General features: G+C 59.6%; 13 protein-coding genes and 4 pseudogenes. 13 read left to right on the plus strand and 4 right to left on the minus strand.

The window, feature by feature from the left end:
* The first annotated feature begins 163 nt into the window (after positions 1–163).
* The 7 genes and pseudogenes from urtA to BUB78_RS21090 form a co-directional block, all read left to right on the plus strand.
* Positions 164–1,438 carry an urea ABC transporter substrate-binding protein gene (urtA, locus tag BUB78_RS05155; protein WP_073195687.1) on the plus strand — a complete coding sequence of 425 codons (1,275 nt, stop codon included), beginning with the start codon at positions 164–166 and terminating at the stop codon, positions 1,436–1,438.
* A 61-nt stretch (positions 1,439–1,499) separates the two neighbouring features.
* Complete coding sequence (gene urtB, locus BUB78_RS05160; protein WP_073195693.1) at positions 1,500–3,449, plus strand: urea ABC transporter permease subunit UrtB; 1,950 nt, start codon at positions 1,500–1,502, stop codon at positions 3,447–3,449.
* Between the two features lie 4 nt (positions 3,450–3,453).
* Entirely contained in the window at positions 3,454–4,629 is a 1,176-nt protein-coding gene (urtC, locus tag BUB78_RS05165; protein ID WP_073195696.1) for an urea ABC transporter permease subunit UrtC, read from the plus strand.
* On the plus strand, positions 4,626–5,366 hold the full coding sequence (gene urtD, locus BUB78_RS05170; RefSeq protein ID WP_073195697.1) for an urea ABC transporter ATP-binding protein UrtD: 741 nt from the start codon (positions 4,626–4,628) through the stop codon (positions 5,364–5,366). Before urtC ends, urtD begins: the two co-directional genes overlap by 4 nt.
* A gap of 3 nt (positions 5,367–5,369) precedes the next feature.
* Entirely contained in the window at positions 5,370–6,065 is a 696-nt protein-coding gene (gene urtE / locus BUB78_RS05175; RefSeq protein ID WP_073195699.1) for an urea ABC transporter ATP-binding subunit UrtE, read from the plus strand.
* Between the two features lie 445 nt (positions 6,066–6,510).
* The gene (locus tag BUB78_RS05180; RefSeq protein ID WP_084732771.1) at positions 6,511–7,188 is read left to right on the plus strand and encodes a VPLPA-CTERM sorting domain-containing protein; all 678 of its coding nucleotides are present in this window, start codon (positions 6,511–6,513) and stop codon (positions 7,186–7,188) included.
* Positions 7,189–7,396: 208 nt separating this feature from the next.
* Positions 7,397–7,783, plus strand: a pseudogene (locus BUB78_RS21090) (IS110 family transposase); the annotation flags it as partial.
* Between the two features lie 146 nt (positions 7,784–7,929).
* On the opposite strand, the pseudogene BUB78_RS05195 reads toward BUB78_RS21090, so the two are convergent.
* Positions 7,930–8,232, minus strand: a pseudogene (locus tag BUB78_RS05195) (integrase core domain-containing protein); the annotation flags it as partial.
* Positions 8,233–8,368: 136 nt separating this feature from the next.
* Here BUB78_RS05195 and BUB78_RS05200 point away from each other — a divergent pair.
* Positions 8,369–8,847 (plus strand): annotated as a pseudogene (locus BUB78_RS05200) (IS110 family transposase); the annotation flags it as partial.
* Between the two features lie 94 nt (positions 8,848–8,941).
* Here the strand turns inward: BUB78_RS05200 and BUB78_RS21525 are convergent.
* Positions 8,942–9,067, minus strand: a pseudogene (locus BUB78_RS21525) (IS91 family transposase); the annotation flags it as partial.
* A gap of 973 nt (positions 9,068–10,040) precedes the next feature.
* On the opposite strand from BUB78_RS21525, the gene lpxC reads away from it, so the two are divergent.
* The 3 genes from lpxC (at position 10,041) to recN (ending at position 13,594) form a co-directional block, all read left to right on the plus strand.
* Positions 10,041–10,961, plus strand: coding sequence for a UDP-3-O-acyl-N-acetylglucosamine deacetylase (lpxC, locus tag BUB78_RS05210; RefSeq protein WP_073195708.1), 921 nt, complete (start codon positions 10,041–10,043; stop codon positions 10,959–10,961).
* A 112-nt stretch (positions 10,962–11,073) separates the two neighbouring features.
* A complete protein-coding gene (locus tag BUB78_RS05215) occupies positions 11,074–11,919 on the plus strand; it encodes an outer membrane protein assembly factor BamD (protein ID WP_073195710.1) in 846 nt (281 codons plus the stop codon).
* A gap of 25 nt (positions 11,920–11,944) precedes the next feature.
* Positions 11,945–13,594: a DNA repair protein RecN gene (recN, locus tag BUB78_RS05220; RefSeq protein ID WP_073195712.1), complete on the plus strand. Its 1,650-nt coding sequence runs from the start codon at positions 11,945–11,947 to the stop codon at positions 13,592–13,594.
* Positions 13,595–13,605: 11 nt separating this feature from the next.
* Here recN and BUB78_RS05225 read toward each other — a convergent pair whose 3' ends face one another.
* Positions 13,606–14,247 (minus strand): sulfotransferase family protein, encoded by a 642-nt coding sequence (locus BUB78_RS05225; RefSeq protein ID WP_245813360.1) that lies wholly within the window; start codon positions 14,245–14,247, stop codon positions 13,606–13,608.
* Between the two features lie 330 nt (positions 14,248–14,577).
* On the opposite strand from BUB78_RS05225, the gene BUB78_RS05230 reads away from it, so the two are divergent.
* On the plus strand, positions 14,578–15,369 hold the full coding sequence (locus tag BUB78_RS05230) for a hypothetical protein (RefSeq protein WP_073195713.1): 792 nt from the start codon (positions 14,578–14,580) through the stop codon (positions 15,367–15,369).
* 149 nt (positions 15,370–15,518) lie between these two features.
* Here BUB78_RS05230 and BUB78_RS05235 read toward each other — a convergent pair whose 3' ends face one another.
* Positions 15,519–16,895 (minus strand): FAD-binding oxidoreductase, encoded by a 1,377-nt coding sequence (locus BUB78_RS05235; protein ID WP_073195715.1) that lies wholly within the window; start codon positions 16,893–16,895, stop codon positions 15,519–15,521.
* Positions 16,896–16,982: 87 nt separating this feature from the next.
* Here BUB78_RS05235 and BUB78_RS05240 point away from each other — a divergent pair, with 87 nt between their 5' ends.
* The gene (locus tag BUB78_RS05240) at positions 16,983–18,671 is read left to right on the plus strand and encodes a chloride channel protein (RefSeq protein ID WP_073195717.1); all 1,689 of its coding nucleotides are present in this window, start codon (positions 16,983–16,985) and stop codon (positions 18,669–18,671) included.
* Positions 18,672–18,962: the final 291 nt, after the last annotated feature.

Consider the following 18,962-nt stretch of genomic DNA (forward strand, 5'->3'; position numbering starts at 1 on the left):
TCCGTCGAATCGTGACGGAGGTAAATGGGGTGTGTGACGACCGGATGAATTGGACCTCAGACCAGTCGCCACACGGTTTGCAACAATTAAGTTGCAGGGAATAGCTAATGCGCATGTCTTGCGAGAGCAAGACGCGGGTGGTGTCCCTGCAGGGAGATATCACATGAAAACGACCACTGCTCTTGCCTCTGCACTCGCCGCGCTGACGGCTCTGCCTGTCATGGCCGCTGATTGCCCGGTCAAAGTGGGTGTGCTGCACTCGCTTTCCGGCACTATGGCAATTTCCGAAACGACATTGAAAGACACGATGCTGACGCTGATTGACCAGCAAAACGCCAAGGGCGGCGTGCTGGGCTGTCAGCTTGAGGCGGTTGTGGTCGATCCTGCCTCTGACTGGCCGCTGTTCGCTGAAAAGGCACGCGAATTGCTGACGGTGCAGGACGTCGACGTGATCTTTGGCAATTGGACCAGCGTAAGCCGCAAATCGGTTCTGCCCGTTATCGAGGAGTTGAACGGGCTGCTGTTCTACCCTGTGCAATACGAGGGTGAGGAAAGCTCCAGAAACGTTTTCTACACAGGGGCGGCGCCCAATCAGCAGGCGATCCCGGCAACTGATTATTTCCTTGAGGAACTTGGCATCGAGAAATTCGCGCTGCTCGGCACCGATTATGTCTACCCGCGCACGACCAACAATATTCTGGAGGCCTACCTGCAATCCAAAGGCATCGCGCAGAGCGATATCTTTGTGAACTACACGCCATTCGGTCATTCCGACTGGTCCAAGATCGTGGCTGATGTTGTGGCCTTGGGGGCGGACGGAAAGAAGGTCGGCGTGATCTCGACCATCAATGGCGATGCGAACATCGGGTTCTACAAAGAGCTTTCAGCGGCGGGCATCTCGGCCGATGATATCCCGGTTGTGGCCTTCTCGGTGGGTGAGGAAGAGCTGTCGGGTCTGGATACCAGCAACCTCGTCGGACACCTCGCCGCGTGGAACTACTTTCAGTCGGCCGACACGCCCGCCAACGCCGAATGGATTGCCGCATGGAAAGACCGCATGGGCGAAGAGCGCGTGACCAATGACCCGATGGAGGCGCATTACATCGGCTTCAACATGTGGGTGAACGCGGTGACGGATGCGGGCAGTGCCGATGTAGATGCTGTACGCACGGCGATGTACGGGCAGGAATTCCCGAACCTGACTGGCGGCACAGCCGTCATGCTGCCCAACCACCACCTCGCCAAGCCAGTTCTGATCGGCGAGATCACAGCTGAGGGCCAGTTCGATATCATCAGCCAGACCAGCGAAGTGCCGGGCGATGCATGGACCGACTTCCTGCCACAGTCCGCCAAGCTGATGTCGGATTGGAAGGACCTGGGCTGCGGTATGTACAACACCGAGACCAAGACCTGCGTGCAGACTTTGTCCAACTACTGATCAACATAACGAGGGCACGCCTCGCGCGTGCCCTCTGTCTCTGATTTTCCGGAATAGCATTATGAAGACCTTGTTGCTGGCCCTGTGCTTTGCCCTGTCCCTGGGCCATTCGGCCTTGGCTCAGACGCGCTCCGTTCAGGATGTGTTGCAAAGCCAGCGGGCACTCATCGAGGAAAGCTCGCGCCGCACGATTGGCCCTGCGATTGATGCGCTGGTGGCAAGCGGGTTGCCGCAGATACAGAAGGTGCTGGAGATATGGCAGGCCAAGGACATGTGGCAGCGCAAGGCGGATGGCTTGTTCTTTACTGCGACCAAAGAGGCGGATGGCACCTATAGGCTGCGAGACTTTGATCAGGGTGCGGATGTCGGCACTGCTGCCGCCAGCGACCTCAGGCAACTCAAACCCAACAGCGGAGTGCGGGCGATGATCGCAACGGCTCTGGTGCAGTTTCAGTTGTCTGACCCTGATGTGGCGAAACGCGCCGATGCGCTGGACTCGATTGCACGTGATCCTGAGGTGGCGTTGCTGGCGCCCCTGCGGGCCTCGATCAAGGGCGAAACAGACGCGGATATTCTGGCGCGCAAAACGCGGCTCGAACGGCTGATGAGCATGGCCTATGACAGCGACGTGGCGACCCGCGTTGCGGCGATCAACGATATGTCCGGGGATCTGGGTGTCGATTTTCGCGCAACGCTGAACCCGATCCTGAGTGTCACAAGGGTGGTGAGCAAAACTCGACCGGAGGCGAATATCGCCCAAAAGTTGATTGTCGGCAGCGATGCGCTGACACGCGACGCGGCCTATGCCCTGCTGGTCGCGGCAGGTGATGCGCCGGTCGAGATCACGGCCGATGCCCGAGATGCCACGCTTGAGGCGCATATCGACGGTGGCCGGGTCGCCGGGTTTCCTGCGGCGCAACTGTCCACCGAAGTGGCGCGCGACGCGGCCTATGATGCGCTTGTCGCGCGGGATTTGGCGGCCCCTCGGGTCACGCAAGCCGACATCGACGCAAGCCTTGCCACCTACCGTTTCTTTGATGTCTACGCAGAACCGTCGCAGGCGGTGACCGATGCCGCAGAGGCCGCCCTTGCCGCATCCGAGACCCGGGTGGCGATTAGTCAGGCGGCGGATCTGGGGCTGGATGCCCTGTCTCTCGCCTCGATCTATTTTCTTGCCGCCATTGGCCTTGCGATCACCTTTGGCGTGATGGGCGTGATCAACATGGCGCATGGCGAATTCATCATGATGGGGGCTTATACCGGCTATGTCGTGCAAATGTTTGTACCAAACCACACGGTCTCGATCCTGATCTCGGTGCCTTTGGCTTTTGCGGTGACCTTTGCCGCTGGTGTCGCGCTGGAGCGGCTTGTTGTGCGCTGGCTTTACCATCGTCCGCTTGAGACCCTGCTCGCGACCTTTGGTGTCTCCATCGCGCTGCAGCAACTGGCGAAAAACATCTTTGGCACCCAGGCCCGCCCGCTGACCTCGCCGCCCTGGCTGGACGGGGCCTGGGTCATCAACGATGTGGTTTCCATCAGTTATATCCGCATCGCCATTTTCATCCTCGCCCTGCTGTTTCTGGCGCTGTTCCTTTTCATCATGAAGCGCACCCGGCTGGGTTTGGAGACCCGCGCCGTTACGCAAAACCCGCGCATGGCAGCGAGCATGGGGATCAATCCGGACCGGGTGAACATGCTGACTTTCGGGCTTGGTTCCGGCATCGCGGGCATCGCAGGTGTCGCCATCGGGCTTTTTGCCAAGGTGACCTCCGAGATGGGCAGCGACTACATCGTGCAAAGCTTTATGACCGTGGTTGTGGGCGGCGTTGGCAACATCTGGGGCACGCTGGCGGGGGCGGCGATGATTGGCGGTTTCCAGAAGGGGGTCGAATTCCTGAACCCTTCAAACACACTGGCGGCGCAAACCTATATGATCATCTTTATCATCATTTTCATTCAGTTCCGGCCAAGGGGCATCATCGCCCTCAAAGGCCGTGCGGCGGGGGATTGAGCCGATGAACAGATCATTCATTGCACGCAATCCGTCGGTCCTGATCTTCCTCGCGCTGCTGGCACTTTTCACGCTGGTGGTTACGGGACTGTCCGAAGGCTTCGGCATTGGTTTCATCTCGACCAGTTTCGTCAAGGTCCTGGGCAAGACACTGTGCCTGTGCCTCATTGCCATCGCGATGGACCTGATCTGGGGTTACACGGGCATCCTGTCACTGGGTCACTTCGCGTTCTTTGGTCTTGGCGGGTACATGATCGGCATGTGGCTGATGTATGAGCGTACCCGCCAGATTGTCGAAAACGCCCTGTCCGAAGGGGTGCTACCCCCGACACCTGAAGAAATCGAAACAGGCATCGGCAACCAGATATTCGGCGTTGTGGGCAGCAGTGACTTCCCGTTGATCTGGGCCTTCGCGGACAGTTTCGTCTTGCAGTTGGCCTTTGTTGTGCTGGTCCCGGGCATCCTCGCGCTGGTGTTCGGCTGGCTTGCCTTTCGCAGCCGTGTCACAGGCGTTTACCTGTCGATCCTGACCCAAGCCATGACACTGGGCCTGTCGCTCTATCTGTTCCAGAACGCCAGCGGATTGCGTGGCAACAACGGGCTGTCGGGGCTGCAAAACCTTCCGGGCGTCACAGCCCCGCAATCGGTCGTGTCTCTTTGGTTCTTCTGGGCCTCGGCACTGGCACTCGCGCTTGGTTATCTGCTGGTGGCCTGGGTCGTCTCCGGCAAATTCGGGTCGGTCATTCGCGGCATCCGCGATAACGAAGCGCGGGTGCGGTTTCTGGGCTATTCGGTAGAGACCTACAAGTTGGCGGTTTTCACGCTCACCGCCTGCATATCCGGCATCGCGGGGGCGCTGTATTACCCGCAAGCCGGTATCATCAACCCCGCCGAAGTTGCCCCCATTGCGTCGATCTACCTCGCCGTTTGGGTTGCCATTGGCGGGCGCGGCAGGCTCTACGGCGCGGTGATCGGTACCGCCTTCGTCAGCCTTGTCTCAAGCTGGTTCACAGGCGGCCAGGCACCGGATGTCCCATTGGGATTCTACACAGTCAAATGGGTGGATTGGTGGCTTGTCCTGCTGGGCCTCAGCTTTGTGATGGTCACACTCTATGCCCCAAAGGGCATCGGTGGCCTGATCGATCTGTTGAAACGCAAACGCAAGGATGCAGATGCATGACGACCCTTCTCGAAGTCTCAGGCGTCACGGTCAGCTTTGACGGGTTCCGTGCCATCAACAACCTGTCGTTCCGGATATCTGACGCAGAGCTGCGCGCTGTGATCGGGCCAAATGGTGCGGGCAAGACAACGTTTATGGATATCGTCACAGGCAAGACGCGGCCCGATGCCGGGCACATCCTTTGGGGCGACAAAGGCCTGTCCCTAATCGGCATGTCCGAGGCCAGGATCGCCCAAGCCGGTATCGGGCGGAAGTTTCAAAAACCAACCGTGTTCGAGGAACAGACCGTGCAGGAAAACCTGATGATGGCCCTGCGCAAAGATCGCAGGCCCCTGGCGGTGCTGTTCTTCAAACCGTCCAGATCAGACTTTACCCGCGTAGACGACCTCGCCGAACAGATCGGTTTGCAAGAGGCGCTTTTGCGTGTGTCAGGAGAGCTGAGCCATGGTCAGAAACAATGGTTGGAAATCGGGATGCTGCTGGCGCAGGAACCGCAGCTTTTGCTGGTGGATGAGCCTGCCGCGGGCATGACGCCGGCAGAGCGCGAAAAGACCACCGCGATTCTTGTCGAGGCGGCCAAGACCCGCGCGGTTGTCGTCGTCGAACACGATATGGAGTTTGTCCGGCGCTTGAACTGCAAGGTTACGGTGCTGCACGAAGGGTCGGTTCTGGCCGAAGGATCTCTGGACCATGTCACCAAGAACCAAGACGTCATCGACGTCTATCTGGGGCGCTAGGATATGTTGAACGTTAAAGACCTCACCTTGCACTACGGCAAATCGCAGATCCTCTATGACATCACATTGCAGGCCAGATTGGGCGAAGTGACCTGTGTCATGGGCACCAATGGCGTTGGGAAAACCAGTCTGCTCAGGGCGATCTCAGGCACGCATCCGCGCTCGGGGGGGGATATCACATTTGACGGTCGGCCCCTGGGGCAAATTGGGGCGCATACCATGGCGCAGATGGGCGTCGGTTATGTCCCTCAGGGGCGCGATATTTTCCCGTTGCTGACTGTGCGTGAGAACCTGCAAACAGGATTTTCCTGCCTTCCCAGGTCAGAGCACTTTATCCCGGACGCGATCTTTGACCTGTTTCCAGTCCTCAACGAAATGGCGCACCGTCGGGGGGGGGATCTGTCGGGCGGTCAGCAACAACAACTGGCCATCGCCCGTGCGCTGATCACCAAGCCAAAACTGCTGCTATTGGATGAACCGACGGAAGGCATCCAACCCAACATCATCCAACATATAGGAAAAGTCATAAGCCTGCTGCGGGACCGTGGCGACATGGCGATTGTCTTGGTGGAGCAGTACTTTGATTTTGCATTCGAATTAGCGGATCAGATTGTTGTTCTGCGGCGTGGCAAAGTGGTTGAAAATGCTGCCAGGAATGCCGTCAAGCGAAAGGATGTTCTGGCCATCGTGTCCGTCTGAAGCGTCGACAAGACAGAATTGATTTCTGATTTGATCTTGAGAAGATGTGCTGGCCTATGGCGGATTTATACAAAGGTACGTTTCCCAAAACGGTCGCCGTTAATTTGCGCCGCAGAATCCGTTATCGGTTCTTGGCCCTGCTCGTGGCAGTCGCTTCACAATAAGACAAGTCAAGCTGAAACGCTTGCGAATCTGCTTGATGAATGCTGAGGGCCATCAATTCACATCCAACATTTCGGCACTGTCCATGCAGAAAATGGCAACAGTAATTCTCATGAATATGCTTTGTTTCGACAGATTAAGTGGAAATACCACCTTAAGGAGAACGTGTCAGAAATGAGATGACGGGGTGTCATCGCTATGTCAATTCTTGCCGCAGATGGTTTTTAACCTCAGCGTCCCGCCAAGGGATCAAGGGGGGAGCGGATTTTAAAAGGGGACGATCATGAAACTTAAAGCTTTTGCCAGCGCAGTTGCCTTAGTGTGCTTTGCACCGATGGCACAAGCAGCAACCCTAGATTTTATTGCCGAGGCGGACAACAACGAACGCGGCGTCGAAGACGGCACCGTTATCACTATGGATGGCGTCGATGTAACGTTTTCGGCAAACGGAGGCTACTTCGCATATTTCGACCATGGCAATGCTGGTCTGGGTGTCTGCCAGAACGTGACTGATTTCAGCAACGGCGGTACGTCCAATCGCTGTGCGTCTGGTGCGGGTGATGACAATGTTACCGCCACAGAGGCCGTGACGATTGCCTTCGATACCGCAATGAACCTGAGCGGCCTTGTTTTCCAGCAAGACGGTCACACACCGTTTAGCAACTCAGCGACCGCATTGCAGAAGACCCTCCTGTTTGCGATCAATGGCGGGATTCTTGGCCGCTATACATTTGGTAATCTCCAAACTCTCTCTTTTGGAAACGTTCTCAGCGCGACTTTCGCGTTTGACGACAGTTCGTTTGATATGGTCACCGCGAATGGTTTGACGCGCAACGCGGAACAATTCTATTTGGCATCGGCCACCGTTGCGCCAGTTCCTCTACCTGCGGCGCTTCCCATGCTTTTGGCTGGTTTAGGTGGACTGGGCCTGTTTGCGCGCCGCAAGCGCAAGGCGGCCTGATCGTTCAGCGCCCTGAACGTCAGAGTTTAAGAGCCCCGGAACTTCCGGGGCTTTTTCATGGCTGAGGTTGGATTCAAACTGACGGAACGCTTCGTGTCAAAGGCCGCTCCGTCTAAGGTTTGTGGCCACTGACCTGATGGGATGAACTGCCCTCCCACCGAGATGCCGCTATTGTTGCGGTGAATGGTGGAGAAGACGGAGAATTCTGATGGAAATAGCGGTTCTTGGGATCGACTTGGGCAAGACGGTGCGCGGCGTGGCGGGCCTTGATGGCCGTGGCGCGGTTGTCTTCCGAAGGCGCATCCAGCGGTTCAGGCTTTTGGATTTCCTGGCAAAGATTCCCACCTGTGTCGTGGCGATGGAAGCTTGCGGTGGGGCCATCACATTGGTCGTTTCTGCCTTGAGCAAGGCCACGAGCCACGCTTGATGTCGCCGCTGTATGTCCGGCCCTACGTGAAGGTTCACAAGAATGACTACCGGGACGCTGAGACTATTGCCGAAGCTGCCACACGGCCAACAATGTCTTTCGTCGCGATCAAGTCAGAGGAACAGTTGGATTTGCAAGCGCTTCATCGCCTGCGCGAGAGACTGGTCCACAACCATCATCTCATTCAAGAGATGCGCCGCCCCCGTTCCACTTCTCTGGGATGGGGGCGGTGTAAGATCACATCGAGACTAATTCACATTAAAAAACGCTTGCAGGGGAAGGCGGTTCATACATGCCGCCCTGAGAGTCCGTTGTTATAGGTTGGCTCTGTTCAGGTTTTGGCTTGCCTTTGACCGGTCAACATATTCCGCCGGTGTCATGCCAGACAGGCTGGGATGTGGGCGGTGGTGGTTGAAGTCGTTTCGCCTTGCCGCCACCAGATTGCGGGCATGGCGCAGGTTATCGAACAGATGCGCGTTCAGGCATTTGTACCGCATGCGGCCATTGAAGCTGTCGACGAACCCGTTCTGCATTGGCTTGCCCGGCGCGATATAGTGCCAATCGACTTTGCAATCTTCGTGCCATTTCAGGATGGCGTTACTGGTCAGTTCCGTCCCATAGCACGTCGGGAAGAAGCGCCGCAGAGCGGTTTTGGCCACGCGCGCAGCCCGAAAGAGCGCAGCGGGTGGCCATAACCGGGTCTCAGGTCTCAACAGTGGTCTAGCATGAACCACACCGCTGAGGAGACCAGCTATGACCGCCACCCATTCCATTGTTTCGACCGTGCTGGTCGCCATCGACATTTCCAGGCACCGGCACGCGGTGCTGATTGGCATTCCCGGCAAGAAGCGCCGTCGCCGACTGATGATCACGAACACGCTGGAGGACTATCAGCGCTGGCCACTTCTCTTGCCCGCTGCGACCTGCCGGTGCGGATCGGGTTCGAGGCGACCGGTAATTATCACCGCCCTCTGGCATACCATCTTGGCAAAGCCGGGTTCGACCTGAAGCCCATCTTTTCCGCCGGATTGGCCCGGACGCACGAGGCCTTACATAACAGCTGGGACAAGAGCGATCCAAAGGACGCCCAGGTCATCCTGCACATGCTGGAGATCGGAGCGGTGCAATTCTTTCACGACCCACTGGTGACCGGCACCGCCGACATTCAGGAGCCCTCCAGGACCCACGAGATCGTCTCGCGTTCGAAGACCGAGCTGCGGCATCGCTTCTTGCCTTTTTCGTCAGGTTTTTGCCGAGCTATTGCAAGGCTGGTCACAGGAATTCGTCCGGCGTCGTTGCGTTGCAAGGTCGGTTGAGGCGGATGGATCATGCGGCGTGCATCCATGGCGGGGCGCGGGATTTTGGCGATTGGCCGCGCGTGAAGGTCTCGATGACGATCATCGCGCCACCGCATTCCGGGCAAGGCGGATGATGATCTCGTTCGTCGGGATCGCCAGGCAGATCTTCAGGCCACTCCGAAGGCCCGGTTAAGCTGCCGCGTTGAGATCGGATCAACGCGGTTGCGCCCCGGAAAGAGCCGGCCCGCTGGACGCGCCTCGGGCAGGTGTGTCGGAGACGCGCCTCTGGCACGATATCGCCAACCTTCAGATGGATGGCTTCGCTGGCCTGCAACCCGCCACCGGAGGCAACTCTGAAGGCCGCCCGATTGTTTGGGCCAGGGCCCTGGTGCAGCTTCAAGAAGACGCGCGACCTCCTTTGCGCTGAGCACAACGGGGATCTTCCCGGCTGCCCGCTGATCGCACATGTGCCGCTTCATCTCCGGGTGCGGGCACGTCGTGGCGAAGAAGAAACGCAGATCCGTATGTCGGCTGTTAAAGGTTGGCGCGCCAACTCCACGCGCCTTCATATCGAGCTGGAACGCCCGCAGGTCCGCAGGCCTGGAGCTATCCGGCGCGTGCCCCGGAAACCACGAGACGTCACGCATCCTTCGCAAATACAGTGTCTTCGGCTGCAGCCCCTTGATCCGCATGTCTTCGAGAAACCGCTGGCCTGGCGCTGGTCCATACCGGTCTGACATTGAAACCTCACATCGTCAGATTGAGAGGCTCCCAATCGTCGAGCAGGACCGTCAGTTCACAACATCACAGCACTTCAATCAGCGCCCCCCCCCCCCACACACACAACAAGCGCCAGTACCGCGAGAGCGGGTTCGTCCAGCTTCGCAGTGCAGACCCCCATTGTTATTGGCATTTGCCTGACGGCGCGCGAAGCCATCCCCTTGGGTCCGTGAGTGCCAACAGGTGCGCTGACGACAAGTTCCATGCATGGGCGAGAATCCGCTCATGGTGCAGGGCGACATGTTTCAAGCGGTTGCAAAGATTGTGTTGAGCTGTCGCACCCATCTCCCTAACAGGATGCAACGACCGCGTGAACGTATCTATGCCATTAGGGGGCAGGGACTGTTTTGCAGAGAACGATCACACATCCAGTGACCTTTCGGGGCGTCGGTTTGCACTCGGGACAGCCCGCGCAACTGACGATTCGTCCGGCGTCTGCGGGTGCCGGCATAACGTTTCGTCGCATTGATGTTTCAGGTATCCCCAACCAAATTCCAGCGCTCTGGCATCTGGTCGAACAATCCCCCCTTTGCACCCGTCTGGTCAGCGCCACAGGTCTGTCGGTTATGACGGTCGAGCATGTGATGGCGGCGCTTGTCGGCTGTGGCGTGCATAATGCGCTGATTGATGTGGATGGCCCCGAAGTGCCGATTCTTGACGGCAGTGCGGCACCGTTCGTCTGCGCGATCTTGGCCAATGGCCTGCAGCAACTGGCCGATCCGGTCATTGCCCTGCGCGTTTTGCGCCCCGTCGAAGTGAGCCGTGGCACTGCCTGGGCCCGTCTGACGCCACATGATGGCCTGCAGATCGAATTCGGCATCGAGTTTGAAGATGCCGCCATTGGTGTTCAGAAAAAGGTTCTGACCATGTCTCACGGCAGTTTTGTGCGGGAATTGTCCAACAGCCGGACATTTTGCCGCAAAAGCGACGTGGACCAGATGCGTGCCAACGGGTTTGCGCTTGGCGGGACACTTGAAAACGCTGTTGTGGTGGATGGCGACAAAGTGCTCAGCCCCGGTGGGCTGCGTCATGCAGATGAGGCTGTGCGCCACAAGATGCTGGATGCGCTTGGTGATCTGGGTCTGGCCGGGCGCCCGATCCTTGGCCACTATCAGGGGCTTAAGGCGGGTCATGCCCTGACCAATGAATTATTGCGGAGGGTTTTCGCGGATCAGGCCAACTATGATCTGATCGAATGCAACACTGAAACCACTGCACTTTTGCTGGGGACCGGGGTTCATTGGACGGAAATTCCGCAAGTTGCCTGAGATCATGGCGCAGAAATGTGCCAAAGGCGTTTTGCACCGGAAATTTCTGTGCTAGGACCAAGGCAACATGAGGGGTCTTCCCCTGTCTTCGTAATTTAAGGTGAGATCGCGCATGAATGTCGGCAAGTCCCGGGCTAAGTTGGTCGGTGCCCTTCTTGTGGTCGTCGCAGCAGCCGGATGCTCTGACCAGAGCGTCGAACGCGGCACGGTCAATTACGAAAATTACACCGCTCAGCAGATTTTCGAGCGCGCCGAATATGATCTTGCGCAGCGTGATCCCGACCTTGCGGCCAAAAGCTTTGCCGAGGTCGAGCGGCTTTATCCTTATTCCGAGCTGGCCAAGCGGTCGGTGATCATGCAGGCCTTTGCCTATCATCAGGACAAGGATTATGAAAACAGCCGCGCCGCTGCGCAGCGTTTCATTGATTTCTATCCCACCGACGAAGATGCCGCCTATGCGCAATATCTTCTCGCGCTGAGCTATTACGACCAGATTGACGAGGTCGGGCGCGATCAGGGGCTGACCTTTCAGGCATTGCAATCGTTGCGCGCAGTGATCGAGCGCTATCCCGATAGCGAATATGCCTCGTCGGCGATCCTGAAATTCGATCTGGCCTTTGATCACCTGGCCTCGAAAGAGATGGAAATCGGCCGCTACTACCTGCGCCGCGATCATTTCTCGGCGGCGATCAACCGGTTCCGCGTCGTGGTCGAGGATTTCCAGACCACCACCCATACCGCCGAGGCGCTGCATCGTCTGGTCGAGGCCTATCTGTCGCTTGGTCTGGTCGATGAGGCCCGCACCGCCGGCGCCATCCTTGGCCATAACTTCCGCGGCACCGAGTGGTACGAGGACAGCTATAAACTGTTGACCGGCCGGGGTCTGACGTTGGAAGCGGCGGGCGACAACTGGCTGCGGCAGGTGTACCGACAGATGATTCAGGGCCGGTGGCTGTAACCCGGAACTGAGGGGGCAGGGCAAAGTGCTCAGGGGTCTCGATATTCGCGACATGCTGATCATTGACCGGCTGGACCTTGTGTTTCAGCCGGGCCTTAACGTGCTGACCGGCGAGACCGGGGCCGGGAAATCCATCCTTTTGGATTCATTGGGTTTTGTGCTTGGCTGGCGGGGGCGCGCCGAACTTGTGCGCGCCGGGGCAGATCAGGGCGAGGTGGTCGCGACCTTTGACATTGCCCCGACCCATCCTGCGCGCGCGGTCCTGCGCGAGGCGGGTCTTCCGGAAGACGACGAGCTTATCCTGCGCCGCGTCAACGGGGCCGACGGGCGCAAGACGGCCTGGGTCAACGACCGGCGCTGTTCTGGCGAGGTGTTGCGTCGGCTCTCGGAAACGCTGGTTGAATTGCACGGCCAGCATGATGATCGCGGGCTTTTAAACCCCAAGGGGCACCGTGATCTGCTTGATACCTACGGCGATCTTGGCGGGTTGCGCGACACGGTGCGCGCCGCATGGCGCGATGTGGCGGCGCGGCGCAAGGCGCTTGAGGCCGCCGAGGTGGCTTTGGCCAAGGTGCGCGCCGAAGAGGATTTCCTGCGCCATGCCGTGGGCGAGCTTGACGCGATTGACCCGCAACCCGGCGAAGAGGCCGAGCTTGATACCCGCCGCCGCATGATGCAATCGGGCGAGCGTATCCGCGAGGACATCGCGCGCGCCGCGCAGGTGCTTGGCCATGAGGGGGCCGAGGGTTCCGCCGCCGACGCGCTTCGCTGGCTTGAAGGGGTTGCCGAAAAGGCCGGGGGACAGCTTGACGAGCCGATCGCCGCGATTGGCCGCGCGCTGGTGGAGCTTGACGAGGCGGCCAGCGGCGTCACCCGCTGTCTTGACGCGCTCAGCTTCAATCCGCTCGAGCTGGAAGAGGCAGAAGAGCGCCTGTTCGCGATCCGCGCGCTTGCGCGAAAGCATGACGTTCTGCCCGACGACCTTTGCGATTTTGCCGATGCGTTGCGCCGCCAGATCGCGGCGCTGGATCAGGGCGATGCCGATCTCAGGGCCCTTGGCGCGGCCCTGTCAGAGGCCGAGGCCACCTATGCCCGTGCCGCCGAGGCGCTGAGTGCAGCGCGCAAAGAGGCCGCCACTGCGCTTGATCGCGCCGTCACCGCAGAGCTGGCCCCGCTCAAGATGGAACGGGCGGTGTTCGAGACCCGGCTGACCGCCGCCGAGGCGGGCCCAAGCGGGCAGGACGAGGTGACCTTCAGTGTCGCCACCAACCCCGGCGCGCCCGCAGGGCCGCTTGCCAAGATCGCCTCGGGCGGCGAACTCAGCCGGTTTTTGCTGGCGCTCAAGGTCTGTCTGACCGGCACGGATAGCGGCCTGACGCTTATTTTCGACGAGATTGATCGCGGCGTCGGCGGGGCCACGGCCGATGCGGTTGGTCGCAGGCTTGCGCAACTGGCCAAGGGCGGTCAGGTACTTGTGGTCACCCACTCGCCGCAGGTTGCGGCCAAGGCGGCGCATCACTGGCGGGTGGAAAAGCGGGTCGAGAACGACCAGACCCTGTCCACCGTGCGCCCGATGCTGAATGGCGACCGGGTGGACGAAATCGCACGCATGCTCTCGGGCGAGCATATCACCCCCGAGGCCTGCGCCGCCGCCGAGGCCCTGATGGGCGGCTAAGAGGCGCGCCCTCAGGTTGGCTCGCCGCCCAGAACCTCCCAGAAATCGGCCCGAAGGTTGTGATGGGGAAAGGGCTCATCCGGCTCATCCACCCCCAAAAAGGCGCAAAGCGGTGCCCAGCCCTGCGCCACGTCAAACACCAAAAGGCGTTCGGCGGGCAAGGCGGCGGTAACCTCGGATGTCTGGCGACGATAGGCGGCAAGGGCGAGGGCGCTGTCACTTACCGGGCCGCCAAAGGTATTGTCGCCGATAAGGACGGCACAGGCATCAAGAATATCGCGGATATGCGGCGGTAGCGGCATGTCCTGGTAATTGGCCATCAGCTTGCCGATGGTGCGCTCAAAGCTGGCGACCCACTTGTCGTCGGGGCGGACGGTGTGAATGACCTTGGCCTCGGGAAAGGCCTTTGCCAGGTCACGCCAGGCAGAGGCGCCGGGCCAGTCAACCTGAGACTTGTAGCCCTCAAACGCCGCCTCCCAATCCACCGCCCCGCCGGCGGCAAGGGTTTGCCATGGCGCGACCTTGTCGGGGTTCTCGGCGATTTCATGCATGTGGTGACAGGGGCCAAACCCCAACCGTTCCAGAGCCGCCTTGAGAGATTTGGTGCCCGTGCGCCCAAAGCCCGAGCCGATGACCTGAAGTGCCATTTCCATGCCTTTCCCTGAATAATAGGCCAAGCTTGGGCGGTTTTATCGGATCTGTCCATCGTTCTGTGCAAAAGAGGGTGGAGATCAGCGGCAAGCCCGTCCCCTGTTTTGCTGAATCTCGCGGCGAAACGCACTCACGGACTGGCTTATTTCATCACCGCGTCCTCGTGGGAATCTGCGAGGGCTTCGGAAGTCCCGACTGTCAACTATGCGGGACGAAGCGCCATTTCGCTGCGACTGCGCCAATGACCGCTCTACTAGTCTGTTTCATGTTGCCTATCTGTGCTACTGCACAACCCAAAAGTATCATTTATCAAAAACAGAAGGAGAACGCGGGTGGGTGCATGGGGCGCGGGATTGTATTCTAACGATGATGCTTCTGACCTGGTCGAGCTATTGAAGGCAGTTCTAAAGTTGCCGATGGAGATCGACGAATTGATCGAACTTATGAAGCGCGAAATGCTCGAAGATGGAGATGAGATAGAACTCACCTTTTGGCTGGTTCTGGCGGATCAACTTGAGAAAAAGGGACTACGTCACGAGGCAACAACAGCCAAGGCGATCTCAATTTTGGAAAATCAGACAGACATCGATGAGCTGCGCAACTTGGACATGGCAGAGTCTGATTTGGTAACGCGAGTAAAATACAACGAGAAAATGTTGGCCCGGCTTAGGTCCCCGCGGCCAGAGAAGTTGCGTAAAACGCTTAACGCTCCACAGGCTTCTGTCGTTGCGGCAAATGATTTGCTTACGTTTCCTACGCAAAATGGAAAGTCTCGGAACCCCTATTTCCCGGTAGGAAAAGAGATGTTCGAGGCGGATGGGTGGGGCTTAGCACAAGTACATGAGGTTGGACATGAATTTGGCTACCTGAACTGGATATCAATCTTCACACTAAGCTGGCCTAACACCCATATGCCTTCGTTTGATGAAGCTGTCTTATCGCCAATAACTGGCCCCTTATGCTATGGGACCCTGTCCAAATCTCACTTTAAAAAAATGGAGATAGTCTCGCTTGGGAATGCAGACCAGCGCTCTGACGCCCCATTGTTTGAGAAAGGGCACACTGCTAGATCTGCCGCCCTGAGCGACGTTTCTATTAGTAATGCTTTTCTGTGGTTATCGTAACAAACAAGCTTTATCATATCATTTGCGCAAAGCCGTAATTCATCTACAGCGCAGCATTTGGAACTTTGGGCTCCAAGCGGACATGCGTCGCTATTGGCGCAAGCCAACTGAGCTGATCATCAAAACATCACGGATCAGAGGGTCGGCCCTTAGTTTCGCGGTGGCACCAGCTTGCCGGGGTTCATGATGTTGTCGGGGTCAAGGGCCGCCTTGATCGCGCCCATCATGGCCCAACCGCCGCCATGCTCGCGCGCCATATAGCCAAGCTTTCCGATGCCGATGCCATGTTCGCCGGTCGAGGTGCCGCCAAGCGCAAGTGCGCGTTCGACCATCCGGTCCGAGACCTGCTTGGCGCGCACGATCTCATCCGGGGCATGCTCATCGACCAGAAGAACGGCGTGAAAATTGCCATCCCCGACATGGCCAAGGATCGGCCCGCGAACGCCGGACCGTTCAAGATCGGCGCGGGTGTCCTCGATCGCGCGGGCCAGTTTCGAGATCGGAACGCAAATGTCGGTGACAATCGCGCGCGCGCCGGGGCGGGCGGCTAGAATGGCGTAATAGGCATTGTGGCGCATGGTCCAAAGGGCGCTGCGATCCTCGGGGCGGCTGGCCCAGTCAAAGCCCGAGCCGCGGTGATCCCTGGCGATCATGCCAAAACTTTCGGCCTGTTCGCGCACCGAGGCCTCGGTGCCGTGAAATTCCAGCAAAAGATGCGGCTTTGGGGCAAGGCCCATCCCGGCATAGGCGTTGACGGCGGCGACGCTCTCGGTGTCCATCAACTCGATACGTGCCATTGGCACGCCGCATTGGATGGTGTCGATCACCGCCGCCACCGCATCGCCCACGCTCTCGAACGCACAGACCGCCGCCGAGATCGCCTCGGGCGTGCCCTGAAGCCGCAGGGTCAGTTCGGTCACAAGGCCAAGCGTACCCTCAGAGCCGACAAAAAGCCCGGTCAGGTCATAGCCCGCCGAGGATTTGCGCGCGCGCGTGCCGGTGCGGATCACCTCGCCGCTGGCCGTGACCACCTGAAGCGCCAGCACGTTGTCGCGCATCGTGCCATACCGCACGGCGGTGGTGCCGCTGGCGCGGGTCGCGGCCATGCCGCCAAGCGAGGCATTGGCGCCCGGATCGACCGGAAAGAAAAGCCCGGTGGCGCGCAGTTCCTCGTTGAGCGCCTCGCGCGTTACGCCGGGTTGGACCGTCACGGTCATATCCTCGGCGGCGATACTGAGTATTCTGTTCATCCGGCTGAAATCAACCACGACACCGCCGAGAACCGCCTGGGATTGCCCTTCAAGCGAGGTGCCCGTGCCCCAGCCCACCACCGGACAGCGATGGCGCGCGCAGATCGCAAGGATCTCGGCCACTTGCGCTGTATTTTCGGGGTAAACCACCGCATCCGGCGGGCAGAGCGAGAAATGTGACTCGCTGCGACCATGGATTTCCAGATCGGACTTGGACCGCGTTACCTGTTGGCCTAGAGATGATATGAGGTCGGCGATTGCGTTCTGAATGCCCATGCTTGGTCTTTCATCGTGAGTGACGCCTTACCCTAGGCGAAGCCGCGCCATTGCGAAAGCGCGCCGGTCGGCGTGGACGGAAGGTTGATGCAGAATTTCGAGCGCTCATTCTGGCGACAGGCCTGCGATCCGGTGGTGCAGGGCATCCGGCGGGGATGGCAGGTTTTGCGCGGGCGCGGGCCAAGCCAGTTTCAATTCTGGCTGATCGCGCTGTTGATCGGCATCGCCGCCGGCTTTGCCGCGCTGTTGTTCCGCAAGGGGATCAACGCGCTTCAGGGGCTGCTTTATGGCTCTTATGATGTCACCCACCTCCATAGCTTTGCGCAAACCCTTCCGTGGTACTGGGTGCTGTTCCTGCCAATTGCGGGCGGTTTGGCGGTCGGGCTTATCCTGCACCGCTTTACGCCGGACGGGCGGGTGCGTTCGGTGTCGGATGTGATCGAGGGGGCGGCGATCTATGAGGGCCGGGTCGAGCGGCGCGAAGGGGTGGCCTCGGCGCTGGCCTCGTTGATCACGCTCGGCTCTGGCGGCTCTTCGGGGCGCGAGGGGCCGGTGGTGCACATGGCCGGGGTGATTTCAAGCTGGGTCAGCGACAAGATCCACGCCGATGGCATCACCGGGCGCGATTTGCTGGGCTGTGCGGTGGCGGCGGCGGTGTCGGCCTCGTTCAACGCGCCGATTGCGGGGGCGCTTTTTGCACTAGAGGTGGTGTTGCGCCATTTCGCGGTGCATGCCTTTGCCCCCATCGTGATCGCCAGCGTGGCGGGCACGGTGATCAACCGGCTGGAATTCGGCGATGTCACCGAATTTTCCCTGCCGGTCGCAAGCGCGCTTGAATTTTACGTGGAATTGCCGGCCTTTCTCATCCTCGGGCTGGTCTGTGGCTTTGTCGCCGCCGCCCTGATGCGGGCGATCTTTCTGGCCGAAAGCGTCGCCGGCCGTATTCAGAACCGCACCGGCCTGCCACGGTGGCTGCGCCCGGCGGGGGCAGGGGCCTTGCTCGGGCTGATGGCGATCTGGTTTCCGCATATCATCGGCGTCGGATATGAGACCACCTCGGCCGCCCTCACCGGACAGCTTTTGTTGCATGAGGCCGTGATCTTCGCGATGCTCAAGGTGGTGGCGGTGGCGATCACCATCGGCGGGCGCATGGGCGGCGGGGTGTTCTCGCCCTCGTTGATGGTCGGGGCGCTGACCGGGCTGGCCTTCGGGCTTGTGGCGACCTCGATCTTTCCCGAGGTGTCGGGCTCGCACACCCTCTATGCGCTTGCGGGCATGGGCGCGGTGGCGGCGGCGGTGCTTGGCGCGCCGATCTCGACCACGCTGATCGTGTTCGAGCTAACGGGGGACTGGCAGACCGGGCTTGCGGTGATGGTGGCGGTGTCGATGTCGACCGCGCTTGGCTCACAGCTTGTGCGGCGCTCGTTCTTCCTGACCCAGCTTGAACGGCGCGGGATTCAGCTTGCGGCGGGGCCACAGGCCTATCTTTTGGGGATGTTCGCGGTGGCCAAGCTGATGCGGGCGCAAACCGACCCCCGCGCGGCCCCGGAAGACGACTGCTGGGCCTTGATCGAACAGGGCGTCTATATCGACGCCAACGCCACGCTCGCGGCGGCGATGCCGGTGTTTGACCGCTCTCCGATGCCCTTCATCCCGGTGGTCACTCTGGCGGGCGAAGACAAACCCCCCGAACTCATGGGCGCGCTGTTTCACGTAGACGCCCTGCAAACCTATAACCGCGCTCTGGCGGCGGTGTCGGAGGAAGAGCATAGTTAGGGGTGGGTAATCATGACCACATTCAGCCTTGGCTCGGGGCGACAATTGCGGATCGGCAATAACAGGGGGGGCATGGACGGCCCAAAGGAGACGTCCAGGTTCGGACAGCGACGCTGCGGTGCGGCCCGTCAGAGGTGATGGGGTGGATGGCTCCTGCTCCAATCGGCGTCGCAATGCGCCATACTGCAGATGTCCATATGCCGTATCCGCCGCCACCTAGTCTGGCTTGATGCCGAACCGTTCTTCGGTCCGGTCGAGCATCTTGCGCATCGCGCCGACCTCAGCGGTCTT

This window comes from Roseovarius marisflavi, assembly GCF_900142625.1.
GTDB lineage: Bacteria > Pseudomonadota > Alphaproteobacteria > Rhodobacterales > Rhodobacteraceae > Roseovarius > Roseovarius marisflavi.

What these genes read in the sequence shown, in the direction of transcription:
- urtA (WP_073195687.1), top strand. Translation starts at nt 164, where the DNA reads ATGAAAACGACCACTGCTCTTGCCTCTGCACTCGCCGCGCTGACGGCT.
- urtB (WP_073195693.1), top strand. Translation starts at nt 1,500, where the DNA reads ATGAAGACCTTGTTGCTGGCCCTGTGCTTTGCCCTGTCCCTGGGCCAT.
- urtC (WP_073195696.1), top strand. Translation starts at nt 3,454, where the DNA reads ATGAACAGATCATTCATTGCACGCAATCCGTCGGTCCTGATCTTCCTC.
- urtD (WP_073195697.1), top strand. Translation starts at nt 4,626, where the DNA reads ATGACGACCCTTCTCGAAGTCTCAGGCGTCACGGTCAGCTTTGACGGG.
- urtE (WP_073195699.1), top strand. Translation starts at nt 5,370, where the DNA reads ATGTTGAACGTTAAAGACCTCACCTTGCACTACGGCAAATCGCAGATC.
- BUB78_RS05180 (WP_084732771.1), top strand. Translation starts at nt 6,511, where the DNA reads ATGAAACTTAAAGCTTTTGCCAGCGCAGTTGCCTTAGTGTGCTTTGCA.
- BUB78_RS05215 (WP_073195710.1), top strand. Translation starts at nt 11,074, where the DNA reads ATGAATGTCGGCAAGTCCCGGGCTAAGTTGGTCGGTGCCCTTCTTGTG.
- BUB78_RS05225 (WP_245813360.1), bottom strand. Translation starts at nt 14,247, where the DNA reads ATGGAAATGGCACTTCAGGTCATCGGCTCGGGCTTTGGGCGCACGGGC.
- BUB78_RS05235 (WP_073195715.1), bottom strand. Translation starts at nt 16,895, where the DNA reads ATGGGCATTCAGAACGCAATCGCCGACCTCATATCATCTCTAGGCCAA.
- BUB78_RS05240 (WP_073195717.1), top strand. Translation starts at nt 16,983, where the DNA reads ATGCAGAATTTCGAGCGCTCATTCTGGCGACAGGCCTGCGATCCGGTG.